The organism is Paenibacillus odorifer (assembly GCF_000758725.1).
GTDB classification, from domain to species: Bacteria; Bacillota; Bacilli; order Paenibacillales; family Paenibacillaceae; genus Paenibacillus_AQ; species Paenibacillus_AQ odorifer.
The window spans coordinates 1,644,934-1,658,516 of sequence record NZ_CP009428.1 but is presented as its reverse complement, the minus strand read 5'-3'; the positions used below and the strand labels follow the sequence as shown (position 1 = coordinate 1,658,516).

At 45.6% G+C, this 13,583-nt stretch carries 9 protein-coding genes; all 9 read right to left on the bottom strand.

What is annotated here, in order from left to right; translation table 11 throughout:
- Positions 1 to 23: 23 nt before the first annotated feature.
- The 9 genes from PODO_RS07055 to PODO_RS07015 all read right to left on the bottom strand — a co-directional run bounded on the left by PODO_RS07055 (position 24) and on the right by PODO_RS07015 (position 13,526).
- On the bottom strand, positions 24 to 914 hold the full coding sequence (locus PODO_RS07055) for a carbohydrate ABC transporter permease (protein ID WP_036675805.1): 891 nt from the start codon (positions 912 to 914) through the stop codon (positions 24 to 26).
- Positions 915 to 973: 59 nt separating this feature from the next.
- The gene (locus PODO_RS07050) at positions 974 to 1,900 is read right to left on the bottom strand and encodes an ABC transporter permease (protein WP_036675807.1); all 927 of its coding nucleotides are present in this window, start codon (positions 1,898 to 1,900) and stop codon (positions 974 to 976) included.
- Positions 1,901 to 1,924: 24 nt separating this feature from the next.
- Positions 1,925 to 3,223, bottom strand: a complete 1,299-nt coding sequence (locus PODO_RS07045; protein ID WP_038569389.1) for a 6-phospho-beta-glucosidase — start codon at positions 3,221 to 3,223, stop codon at positions 1,925 to 1,927.
- Positions 3,224 to 3,266: 43 nt separating this feature from the next.
- Positions 3,267 to 4,247: an N-acetylglucosamine kinase gene (locus tag PODO_RS07040; protein ID WP_036675810.1), complete on the bottom strand. Its 981-nt coding sequence runs from the start codon at positions 4,245 to 4,247 to the stop codon at positions 3,267 to 3,269.
- 21 nt (positions 4,248 to 4,268) lie between these two features.
- Entirely contained in the window at positions 4,269 to 5,258 is a 990-nt protein-coding gene (locus PODO_RS07035; protein ID WP_244886434.1) for a LacI family DNA-binding transcriptional regulator, read from the bottom strand.
- A gap of 310 nt (positions 5,259 to 5,568) precedes the next feature.
- Entirely contained in the window at positions 5,569 to 9,372 is a 3,804-nt protein-coding gene (locus PODO_RS07030) for a GH32 C-terminal domain-containing protein (protein WP_052096862.1), read from the bottom strand.
- Positions 9,373 to 9,458: 86 nt separating this feature from the next.
- Positions 9,459 to 10,352: an ROK family protein gene (locus PODO_RS07025; RefSeq protein WP_038569387.1), complete on the bottom strand. Its 894-nt coding sequence runs from the start codon at positions 10,350 to 10,352 to the stop codon at positions 9,459 to 9,461.
- Between the two features lie 21 nt (positions 10,353 to 10,373).
- Positions 10,374 to 11,855 (bottom strand): glycoside hydrolase family 32 protein, encoded by a 1,482-nt coding sequence (locus PODO_RS07020; RefSeq protein ID WP_038569385.1) that lies wholly within the window; start codon positions 11,853 to 11,855, stop codon positions 10,374 to 10,376.
- 57 nt (positions 11,856 to 11,912) lie between these two features.
- Positions 11,913 to 13,526, bottom strand: coding sequence for an ABC transporter substrate-binding protein (locus tag PODO_RS07015; protein ID WP_051490876.1), 1,614 nt, complete (start codon positions 13,524 to 13,526; stop codon positions 11,913 to 11,915).
- Between the last annotated feature and the right edge of the window lie 57 nt (positions 13,527 to 13,583).

Below are 13,583 nucleotides of genomic sequence, written 5' to 3'. Positions count from 1 at the left end.
CTTTCTACATAATATGGAGACTGCTATTCTTTCATCGAACCGATCATTACGCCCTTAACAAAGTACTTTTGGAGAAAAGGATACGTCAGGATAATTGGAATGGTAGCGATCATCATCGTAGCCATAGTCAGTGACTTCGTGGTAATCGTCCGATTTCGGTTCATATGATCCAGCGCGATAGCATTCGATGAGCCTATTTGGGTCATGATGTTGGAGTTCATAATCTGGCGCAGCAGGGTCTGTATAGGAAGCAAGTGATCCTTTGTAATATAGATCGCTCCCGTAAACCAGTCATTCCAGTAACCTACTGCGGTGAATAAGGCAATCGTGGCCAGCACCGGACCGGAGACGGGAATGACGATTCGGAAAAAAATGCCGTAGTTGCTGCTGCCGTCGATTTTGGCCGATTCCTCCAACCCCTCCGGCAGAGCGTGGAAGAAGGTGCGGATGACAATCATGTTCCAGACACTGATGATGCCGGGGATAATCAGCACCCAAAAGGTGTCCAGCATACCCAAAGAGCGAACTAGTAAATAACTAGGGATGAGCCCTCCACTGAAGAACATCGTAATCATGAAGAACACCATATATTGTTTTCGAAATAGCAATGTCTTCTTGGACATTCCGTAGGCTAACAGTGCCGTGAAAAAGACAGACAATGCCGTGCCGCATAACGTTCTAAGAATGGTGATCAGAAAAGAATTCAGCAGGCGTTGATCCTGAAACACAATATAATAATTTTCCAGAGTAAAAGCTCTCGGTAACAAGGTTACACCACCGAGCGCCGTATCGCTCCCTAGATTAAAGGAAATGACCAGCGCATTCCAAAACGGGTATAGCATGAGTAACGCCAGCAGCGTCAAAAGGATATACATACTCCGCTGCATGATTTTGTCGCCTAGGCTTAGTCTCATTGTTCACCCCTCCTAAAAGGTTTATGGAGCATCGGAAGCATTCGCTATGAGTAGTAGTACTACCAGAGACTAACATCTGCCCGGCGAGCGATTTTGTTGGCCGTCACTAGCAGAATGACACTGATCACCGCCTTGAATAGCCCTACCGCTGTCGCATAAGAGAATCTGGCATTTAAAATCCCAACACGGTACACATAGGTGTCGATAACATCGGAGTAGGGTCGCAGAATTGGATTGGTTGCCAGCAGCAAAATGTCCTCGAAGCCCGCACTGAGCAGACTGCCGATGGCAAGAATCATAAAGATGATGATAATGGGGGTAATGCTGGGGAGTGTAATCAAGTGAATTTGCTTAAACCGGCTTGCTCCATCTATAGAAGCGGCCTCATATAGGGTTGGATCAATGCCTGCAATCGCGGCCAGGTAGACAATGCTCCCGAATCCGACCTCTTTCCACACATTTACGCTTACTAGAATCGACCAGAAGTATTTGGGTAACGCCAGGAAGTTAACTGGTTCCCCTACCAGATTGAATCGCTCCAGCACATAGTTCACCGTCCCGTTGTCAACGGATAACAGCGAAAATACAAAACCGGATACTATAACCCAGGACAGGAAATAAGGTAAATAACTGACGGTCTGGATAATACGTTTAAAGCCCATATTCCCGATTTCATTCAGCATCAGCGCAAGAAGAATCGGGGCAGGAAAAGAGATAATCAATTTAAGCAAGCTGATCACAAGGGTATTTCGCATCACATTCCAGAACTCCGGCGCCTCGAAGAACATTCTGAAATGCATAAATCCAACCCAGGGGCTCTTCATAATGCCGCCAAAAATATCGTATTGCTGGAATGCCATAACCACGCCATACATCGGAATGTAGCTAAAAATGAATACAAAGATAATTCCCGGCCAAACCATGGACTGCAAATCCAATTGACTGATAAATTTCTTCCATCTACGCGGTTTCTCGGCCGTGTTCATCCGCTTTTCCTCCTCTGGACGATTCTAGTGAAACAACGGCAACAACGATTTGTTCTTCTCCAGCATTTCATCCAGCAGTTGTTCAGCTACGGTGACCGAAGGCACGAGCGGATGATGAACCATAGCCTGCAGGGCTATATCCCGGTCTCCGTGCACAGCCGCTTCGATGGTGAGGCTCTCGTATTGTTTGACTGCAGCCAGCAAGCCTTTTACGGGCTGAGGAATTATGCGCAGCGGAATCGGCAGCGGACCTTGCTTGGTGACCATACAATTCACCTCAATGGAGGCATCGTCCGGCAAGAAGTCAATAATTCCGTTATTCCTTACATTCAACGTCTGGATATCGCGGGAATCATTATAAATGGAGCGCATCAGCAGCACTGCCGCCTCCGAGTAGTAGGCTCCGCCGCGCTGTTCCAACTGCTTGGGCTTTTCCTTCAGCTCTACGTTCCGGTACAGTTCAAACAGCTCTTCCTCCACCTTCTTCACTACCTCAGCGCGCGATCCAGTCGTTGCTGCTGCTTCCTTCTGTTCCGCAAGCATCGCGTCCGTCATATAGTAATAGCTCAGGTAATAAGAGGGAATCGCTTTCAAAGCATTCAGAAACCGGTAGTCCCAGGAATCAAACGGCACATTGCTCGCCTTGTAGCTCTGCGGGTAATCAATGAGCTCCTGCAGCTTGCTTTTACCGTCAATCACGATATCGGATACCCAGTGCAGATGGTTGATGCCGACAAACTCCGCGTAGATCTTCTCCATAGGAAGTCCGAAGAACTCGGAGAGCCACTTTTGAAAACCGATCGGTGAGTTGCACAATCCTACGCTTTTTACCGATGAGTATTTGTGAACAGCTTCAGTCACCATACCGGCCGGATTCGTAAAATTCAGCAACCAGGCATCCGGAGCCAGCTCCTCAATGTCTTTGCAAATATCCAGAATGACCGGGATGGTCCGTAGGCCTTTCATCATCCCTCCGGGACCTGTCGTCTCCTGGCCGATGACATTGTATTGAAGCGGAATTAATTCGTCCCATTTGCGCGCTTCCAGCATGCCTACCCGGATTTGCGTGCATACAAAGTCCGCTCCGGCAATGGCTTCCCTGCGTTCCAACGTCTGGACCACGGTAATCGGCAGTCCGGACTCAGCGATCATGCGTTTGCTCAGTTCTGCAATCGTATGCAGCTTCTCCCTTCCCTCCTCAATATCCACCAGCCATACTTCGCGGATGGGAAGCTCTTGGTGATGCAGGATGATGCCTTCAATAAGCTCAGGCGTATACGATGATCCCGCTCCGATGACAACCAGCTTCAATGTTTCCTCCATGATAGACCCTTCCTTCATCTTTTTCATTTTGGTCTTATAAAAACTAGCCTATTGTGTTCGGTACTTTCCCCTGTGATAGATTATCTAGAACCTTCTGATCTACACGCATACCGCTGCTTTCCATAGCCAGAACGACCGATCCTACAACCGGCTCCCGGGTCAAAATCCTTAAAGTGCCATTCGGAGCCGACAACTTCACTCTTCTCTCAATGGCCCGCCGGATGATGCCTGAGCGGTCTCCCTTTGTCAGCAGGCTGCCTGCAAGTACGATGTCGAAGAAGTCCTCCTCCATGCCCAAGCGACGGATGGCCGATACCGCGGCCAAACCCAGCTCATCCCCTTGCTTGACCAGCAGCTCGGTGGCAACCTGGTCCCCTTCCTCTGCCGCTTGAAATAATAGTTCAGCAATATGGGGAGGCAGGTCTCTGAAATGATCCAGGTAATCCTCTCTTAATTCCGACACATTGGAATAGCCCAACAATTGCGTTAAGCGTTCGGTTAGGACCGTCTCCTTCTCTCTTCCCTCATCCGCCCGAAGGACGCTACGGAATACCTCAATACTTAAATCATAGCCACCGCCATAATCCCCGAACCGGTAGCCGAATCCACCACATTGGTATGTAGCACCCAACGGATTTTTACCACTACAGTTCACGCCCGATCCGCAAATCAGCACGATCCCGTAGTTCTTCTCTGTACCTGACCGCAAGGCTATCCATGTATCGCAGGAAATCTCAGTTTGGGGAAGATCAAAGCTGCTGATGATCGGTCGCAAAATCCGGAAATCAGCCTCTCTGTCCGCTCCCGCTAAGCCGAACCAGGAGTAATCCAGCTGATCCTTGGTCAGCCCTGACGCCATAATTGCTTCCGATAGGGCCTGCTGCAAACTGTTCACCGCCTGCTCACGGTTTATTTGATGATTTCCGATCCCACCCTTGCCAACTCCGATGACCTTCCCTTGTTCATCTGCAATCATTGCGTGGGTTTTACTGCCTCCTGCATCAACTCCCAAAAAATACTTCACGGATGATTTCACTCCTAAAATTCAAGGTAATCTAACAGATGCGGTGGATTCACGAATGAGTAGCTGCGGAGCGAGCTTCGTTACAGCGGGCGGCATCACCTCCCCATTGATCATTTTTAGTAGTAAATCAACGCCTATATTGCCCATTTGTGCCTCAGGTTGTCTGACAGTCGTCAACCGCGGGTAAAATTCACCTACGAACTGCTGATCATCAAATCCAACAATTGAGATATCGTGGGGTACTCGAATTCCCTCTTCCCGGAGCGCCTGAACCATTCCAAGAGCAATAAAGTCATCCCCGGAAAAAAAAGCTGTCGGCAGCTTATCTTCGCGGATCCATCTCTTGGCCACCTCATAGCCGCCGCTTACTGTAAAGCTGCAGTATTCCGTTCCGAATGGCGTTAACCCGGCATCCTCGAGCGCTTGGACATAACCTCGCTTACGCTCCGCTACACTTAGAAATACCGAAGGGCCGCCAATATAGGCAATTTGAGTGTGCCCAAGATCGATCAAGTGCTTTGTAGCCTCATACCCGCCTTGATAGTTATCGACCACGACGCTAGGCACATCCTCATGCTGAAACTGGTTATCCAGCAATACAAACGGAATGTTTTTTCTTTTCAGTTCCTCTACATATGCCTTTTCTTCAAGTGGGGACAACAGGATAATTCCGTCAACGCGATCCTTCTGAAACAGGAAATTGTCGCCCTCATCCTCATTCTCGGCGATCGATAGGGCTAAAAAATACCCTTGCGCTGCCAGCTTCCGGTTCACCACGCGAATAACCCGGTCATAGAAAGAGTCGTTAAAGTTGGTAATCGACATCCCGATGACTCCCGTTTTGCCCCTCACAAGACTCCGCGCTGCTGAATTGGGCTGATAATTCAATTCCTCCATAGCTTTCAGCACTTTCTGTCTATTAGCTTCCCGTACAGAGGGTAAATTGTTAAGCACCCTGGATACGGTCACTACAGAGAGTCCCGACTTTTTGGCTACATCATGTATATTCATCTTAGCTTCCATACCTCCGTCACCCGAAAGTTTAAACGATTAAACTTTTTAGGTAAATAAAAAAACCTTACCTTTCGTGATATTTCTATGTTCTGATTGAAAATTGCACACTGAATGTCAGCTTTGCCTTTATCAAGAACACCAAAATTCTTTACAAAAGTTTTAAGGTTTTAACTAATTTACATTCTACTTACATTTCCAATATCCGTCAATACATAAAATGCAGCCAAAACAAAAAGCAACTCATCCGCAGACAAGTTGCTTTTTAGACACGCTATTCCCCCCTTCCCTTGCTTCTATCTTCCTCAGGTTAATTGGTAATTACCCATTTTTGTCGATCAAGAGTAGGATCAAGCTCGCTTAGAGACAGTGTCGTCCCATCCGCCGATACTTCCAGCGCTTTCTTATGATGAGCAGAAATAATACTTACGGTACCATCATCATTCTTGTGAAAAATCCAACGCTGATTGTTATATCCAAGATAAGGGTATAACTGGATTTTATTTTGCCCTGTGTCGAGATCAAGCGCCTGACCGGCTGTTGTACGAATAGAATAAGAACCTGCATCGTCCCCCGTCGGCACGAATACCCACTTCTGATCCGTAGAATCATTTGCATCCTTCAGTGTAACAGCTTCACCATTTGCGAGATTTGCTGTATAAAGGGATTTCTGTAGTTCTGCATTTACTAGACTGGAAGTGGTTAAATTGGCAGGTGTTTCTCCGCTCACGTTAACGTTTTGATATGAAGCATTTCCGCCAAATACATGTAGTCCAAAGCGGCCTTCGGCAAATGTGCCGTCCTGGAGGTCGATGACTTTCTGCCCATCCACATAAACCACGATATGCGGGCCCTTCGCTTCGATTTTCACTTTGTAGGTTTGACCCGGCTGAATGAACGTCGGAACTTTTGCTAGAATCTGACGCTCTTCAATACGGCCGTCGATTTTATAAAACAGACGGATGGACTTCATATTCGGATCCAGATTTAAGTAGTATCCGCTGCGTCCATCTTCGCTGGCACGGAACAACATAGAGCCTGCTCCTCCGGATTTCCCTAACATCATATCTGCTTCATAAGTAAAATCTCCTGCCTGCTTCTCTGCGATATAATTCGCGTCACTCAAGTAATTTCCACGAATCCCATTTTCACCAATGACCCAGGAGGCTGCAGATAGATCTTTAGTCCACCCGCTTAAGTTCGTATGAAATTCACCCCCAGATACCTTAACTAATAAGCTAGCTGATGTCTTCCCATTTGGAGTAGAGACGGTAATGATAGACTCGCCTTCTTTTTTAGCTACAAGGGTTGCCTGGGATTTATCCACCACGTTTAGTTCAACTACATCCTTGTTACTGGAATTCCATTTAAGCGGCTGTGCCCCATTACCGGTACCATTCTCTACCATCGCCAAAAGTATGTCGCTTTGCCCCTTGCTCAGTTCGCGATCACTTGTATCCATCATTATCTTGGTAGCTGAGCCCGTCTCCTGATTCCATACAGAGCCTAACTGATTCACCTTCAGAGATACGACTTTTACGTTGCCTCCTTTGGTGTAAAAACTCAAAGCTCTGCTGGCTGGATCCGGAAAAATGACGTCAGAGAAAACAACTTTACCGTTGTTGCCAAAAACCTCAACAGAAGACTCATCTACAAGGATACGCAGCTTAACTCGCTTGTTCTCCGTTTGCATTGCCGCTTCATGTCTTGTACTAAATAGATTCGAAAAATCCGTCAAACCAGATGCAGACCGATCCACGAAAATCCGACCCTCACTAGGTTTATATCCAACAACCGTTTGCTGACTTCCCCCTACACGAACGTTAAAGCCAAATTCACTAACCTGACTACCTGCTGGAATTTCTACTTCAGCTTCAATTTCGTATGCACCAGAGGTAACCCCTTTCAATAGATTCTGAGAAGAAGGACTCACCTCTTTGTTAGCAGTAGAATACAGCTGATTACGCAGCGATTCCAACTCCTTGATCGGACTTTGAGCGAGCTGAATCCCATCTTTTGTCGTTACTAATGAGACTTCTCTTGGGATTGACAGTACGCCTTTCCAATGGGTTGTTGGAAAAGCAAACGGATAGTCCCAGTTTGTCATCCACGCCATCATTACGCTGCGATGATCTGGCATGTTCGAAAAAGACATTGAAGCGTAGAATTCTTTTCCAAAATCTGTTCGCAAAACTTTCCCTGCTGGATTATCATTAACGAATTTACCTTCCGCTGTTAAATGACCCACAAAATATTCAGCATCTGATCCGCCTGTTTTTGAATTCGCTCCTGTACTAATCATCAGAACCCATTTTTTCTGTGATGTTCCGTCTACCGAAAGCTGAAGCAAATCCGGACATTCCCATACACCGCCGCGAACATATTCCCCGTATCCCCAGCTATCTGTTAGGGTCCAATCAAGTAGATTTGTTGAAGTAAAGAAACGAATATGATCTCCACCGGATACAACCATTACCCATCTGTTATTGTCGTTATCACGAATCACTTTCGGATCACGGAAATCCCAACCTCCGGGCTGCCCTCCATTATCGCCTGGATTTCCGATAACCATAGGACGCGTCTTGGAATATTCCCAAGTACGACCTTGGTCCTTGCTGTATGCAAGACCGATACGCTGATTCCCATTCGGGCCATCGGGATTATAGGAAGTGTAGTAGGCAATCAGCCCCTTGCCTCCTGAATCCCCGAACAAACCTGATGCATTCGTCAAATCTGCCACAGCTGATCCAGACCAGACATGCCCATGATCATTCCACGGCAGCGCAATCGGAAGGCGCTTCCAGTTCAGCATATCTTTACTGACAGAATGTGCCCATGTGCCTCCGTCCTGATGGAATAGATGATATTCTCCATCGAAGTAGACAAGTCCGTTAGGATCACTGGCAGAACCACGAATTGGCGTATAGTGGTATTGAGGACGATATTTTTCATTATAATAACTGCTGGCATCCGTCACATAGGTATCCTGGAAGTAAGCCGTTCCCTGTTTAACGACGATTCCTGCATATCCATCGGTATAGGTTTTATCTGTTAGATCGATCGCAGCCGGGGTGTATCCGTCTAGGAAGACCTGAATTCTGTTTCCCTTCGCCTTTATCTCTACATGATGTTTTGCTCCGGTCTGACTTGGATAGGTTTGCTGTGAACTTGCAATTGTTGCTCCGTTAGCTTTCGTCAAACTTACACGAACCTGATTTCCTTCCTTTGTCAGGGATGCTTCATATCCCTTTGTTCCATCAGCCGATGAACGAAATGCGAGCGCTGCAACAGAATCAGGACGAAGAGATATATTTCCTTCATATACAAAATCAGCAGCTTGTTTATTATAAATTTGCTGTGACTTCATCTGGTTTACTGCCATTCCTTTTTTGCCGTTGATATTAGGCTGCCATTGTCCTTTATTTGTAACCACAGCACCCAGATTTCCTTTCAGGTCGCTTACGATAATATTTTGGAACAAAACAGAACCATTCCATACATTGAGCCCTAGCTTACCAGTACGATACGCATGATCCTGAACCTCAATCACAGATTTATATTCGTTGTCCCAATATACTTTCAGTGATGAACCCTCTGCTTTTACCTTGAGATGATAGATCTCTCCTGCCTTAACAGTAACCTTCCGCTCCTCTTTTAATTTCCCTTCACCATCACTTGCGTCTCGTAAGCGGATCATACCTGCATTCGGAACAATTTGGAGCATGTAGGAACCCCAGCCATCTTCATTAGAACGGAACAATAAGGTCGCGTCCACTTGCATATCCTTGATCATGACATCAGCTTCATAGATAAAATCCTCTGACACCGTTTCGGAGATTGCCATTACATTTTCTTGTGGATCGGAAGTCAGTAAAATCCCTTCAACAGTATCCGCCAACTTACCTTTTCCTTTTATTTGCCAACCTGTCAAGTTTGTGTTTGTTTTGGTTACGCTTTCAAAAATAGAAAGCCCCTCCTTAGCTTGTTTACTTACCTCCTGATCAGCGGGCGCAGCCCACCCAGTACCGGGATTTGCTACATAAATGCCTGCTGAAGTCATAACAAATCCTGTTGCCATGAGAAAGGACAAAACTAATTTTCCTTTATTTTTCATCTTCTTCAGCCTCTTTTCTATCATTAATATTGAAAAACAAGAAGGAGGCCAATTCATTACTGCACTGACCTCCTCTCTATATTCTTTTACAATTGAGCAGAAATCTGACTTTCCAGTGCTGTGAGTCCAAGAGCCAGAGCACCACATAATCCCGCCTGTTGGCCTAGACCTGGTGGAACGATATACTCATCTATGTGTTCTAAAATAGTACTTGAGCTAACATAACCGTTCAGGTTCTGAAGCACGGCCTGCCGAATAAGTGGAAACAATTGTGATTGCTGCATAACACCACCACCCAGAATGATTTTCTGAGGAGAGTTAAGCAATATAGCACCCGTAATCGACTGCGCAATATAAAATGCTTCCATTTCCCATGCAAGGTGATCTATAGGAAGTTCATGTCCCTTCTTCCCCCACCTTGCTTCAATAGCAGGACCTGCCGCCATCCCTTCTAGGCAGTCCCCATGATAGGGACATCCCCCTGGGAATTCATCTTCAGGATGGCGTCTTGTAAGAACATGCCCCCCTTCAGGATGCACAAGACCATGAATAAGTTTGCCTTCTGAATACACTCCCACACCAACACCCGTGCCAACTGTATAGTATAAACAGCTGGATAACCCTTGGGCAGCGCCCCATTTGGCTTCACCAAATGCCGCTGCATTGACGTCCGTGTCCCAGCCAAAGGGAACCGAAAAGTATCTTTTCAAAGTGCCCAGCATATCGTAATTTTCCCAACCTGGTTTTGGTGTTGTTGTAACGTAACCATACGTCGGGCTATCTGGGCGTATATCGATTGGACCAAACGATCCAATTCCGATAGCTTCTACTGGTTTGTCTTGAAAATATTGAATAACTTTGGGCAACGTCAACTCAGGATGTTCTGTAGGGAAACTGATCTGATCTTCAATGGTCCCATTTTCATTCCCGATGCCACATATAAACTTCGTCCCGCCAGCTTCAATCGCTCCTATACGCATATACAAGACTCCTCTCGGTGACTAATTCTTGTCTTGCTCAGCAGAGAGAGTAAGCTCATAGATATCCAGGGAAATCAGCAAGTCATTCTCATTTTCTGCAAACACAGCAATACCTTTAGATTCTAGTCCAGGGAATATAAGATCCGTAATCACTGCCTGACCTCCATTACTAAACACCTCAACGGAAGAGCGATCCACATAAATACGGAGATCATTTGACTCATCAAGCGCTGCGAGTTTGGCTGAATGATGTCCTACGAAATGTTCATGGAAATCATGCTGGCCCGAAGCCTTCCGGTCTACATAAAGTTCCTCTGTGTCACCGTTGATACCGATCACTGTTTGTTCATCCGCACCAATTCTTACTTTGAAACCTACAGATTTACCCCGAGTGAACTCAGCTATAATCTCATAAGATTCCAAGCGAATCTCTTTAAGAAGAGTATTGATTTCTTGCACCGTTGCATTTTTTATAGAAAGGACTTGTACACGAGCTGATTCCAACTCTTGTACCGGCTTCTGCACAAGAAAAGTTCCCCCTTGTCTTGATTCGAGCTGAAGTTCTCTTGCAATTGTCATCGCACCACGGAATTCTTCTGCTGGCGTCTTGTTAGCATACATCCAGTTGCTCATCCAGCCGATAAATAGTCTTCTTCCATCCTCAGCCGGTATATCGGACCAGCTTACACCTGCATAGTTATCTCTTCCATAATCAAGCCAGCGAACTTTTATCGAATCTTCATCTGGCGTGAACACTTCTCCATCAAAATCCCCTGTAAAATACTGTGTTCTTGATCCTTCCACAAAAGCGGGATCCGCACCGATGCTCACTAGCATCACCCATTTTATGTTCGAAGGATCGCCATCAATGGCCAGCGGGAACAAGTCCGGGCATTCCCATACCCCGTCATGAGAACCGATTCCTTCTCCGAATTCACTGGCAAATGTCCAGTTCATCAGATCAGGAGAATGATATAGACACACCGTTTGACCACAAGCTACAATCATCACCCATTTATTAGTATCTTTATTCCAAAATACTTTCGGGTCACGGAAATCAATGAATGTATCATGTTCAAGTACCGGATTCCCATCATATTTCGTCCAGGTTCTTCCGTTATCTTTACTATAGGCCAAGCTTTGACGCTGAATGGCTGGCTTGCCTTCCGGCATATCCAAATGGTGTGTAAAAATTGCTACTAGACCTGGTTTATCTTCAAAAAATCCAGTCGTATTGTTCCAGTCGACTACGGCACTGCCGGAAAAAATCATACCTAATTCATCTGGAGCAAGAGCGATAGGCAGCTCCTCCCATGTAACAAGATCCTTACTGACCGCATGGCCCCAGTGCATAGCGCCCATAGTCATTCCACCTGGATGGTGCTGAAAAAACAAATGATATTCATCCTCAAAATAAACCATTCCGTTTGGATCATTCATCCACTTTTCCTTAGGGGAAAAATGATACACTCCGCGGTAATTTTGTTTCGCAATCGTAGACATTATTGTTTTCTCCTTTACTCCCGAACACGGTCTTTACCGTATATTATTTATAGTTTATTATTTGCTTGCTCTGTCATAGCCACCTTGTTTAATTTCAAGCCATTCTTGCAAGCCCAGACGGTCCAATTCTTTCAGGTATTCATCCCACTGCGCTTCAACTTTACCGTTTTGGTACCATTCAGTACGCATTCTAAGCACGTAGGCAAAAAGATCCGTCTCAATTGTCGTTAGGCGATCAAGCTCTTGAATGGAGTGGAATACACTCGGCATTACGTTTTCTGCTTTCATTTTTGGCGCCATGATGTTCTTGATAATATCCATTCTGCCTTTAGCATCATCCGGCATGGTTGTGAATTTGCCATAATAGGAATCAAGGATAGCTAATGGTCCACCGACACTTGTTTTCTCACGTAGTTCTACAGGAGCTGCACCCTCCAGCGGCAAATGTTTCAGCATTTCTTTTTCTTTATCAAATTCGAAGATATTTTGCTGTTTATCGTCTCCATACGTTCCCCAGTTGTTCTGTACAGATTGAATCGGATCGTAGAGTTGATCAACCCATTTCGCTGTCGTTTCTAAGTTCTTATTGGCGCTAGTAACAACCATCTTGCCTCTGCCCAAACCAAGCGCGTTCGTTCTTGTTACGTTAACTTCACCATCTGGTCCAGCAAGCGGAGGCATAACCTCGTAAGTGTCATTTGCTCCAGTGATGTTGGCTTTATCCCATGAGAAGTAAAGTCCGTATCTCTGATCCTTCCCTTTTGCAAGGTAAGTACTCCAGTCCTGTGTATAGGCTTCAATATCAATGAGTCCTTCTTTATACAGCTCGTTAATAAAAGAAACGGCTTCTTTGTAGTCATCTTGTGACGCCGTAAATATTACCTTTCCATCATTGCTCACAACCGCATGGTCAGGGTTCTCACCCAATCCGAACGAAGCAAATAGGAAAACCAGATCTTCTGCTCCAGGCTTGTTAATAAAGGACAGAGGAATTTCGTCAGCCTTACCGTTGCCATTTGGATCTTTTGTCTTGAATGCAATTAATACTTCTTTTAATTCTTCTGTTGTCGTAGGCATATCAAGGCCCAGCTTCTCAAGCCATTCCACATTGATCCAAGGCATACTGTCTACCGCCTGGATTCTTTCCTTGCCATTGCCCAGCTCTTCGATCCACGGAAAGGCATAAATATTACCGTCTGGTGCCGTAATCATACTCTTGTATTCCGGGGCTTCTTCCAGCACCTTTTTGAAGTTGGGCATATTGTTCTCGATGAGATCATTCAGCGGAATAATGGCACCGTCTTTAGCAAGTTTGAGCAGCTCATAGTCGCTATAGTCCGCATTAAAAATCGCATCAGGAAGATCACCGCTTGCCACAGCCAAGTTTCTTTTTTCAACAAATACGTCTTTCGTGAAATTCTTCCAATTAATATGAACATTCGTCTTTTCTTCAAGACGCTTATTAATCAGTTTTTCATTTGGATCAACTGGTGCAAGTGGAGAGCTTTGCGTAATAAAGTTCAAAGTTACTTTACCGCTGGCGTCCTGTTCTTTACTAGCCGCACTTCCCCCTCCTCCTCCGCCACCGCATGCAGTAAGGAACATAAACGAAGCAAGTACAGATGCAGAAGCTACTTTCGTTGATACTCTTGATTTCTTAATTCTTTTCATAGGGTATGACCTCCAAATTAGATATGAATGAATTAATCTTTATCTATGTGCAGCCTG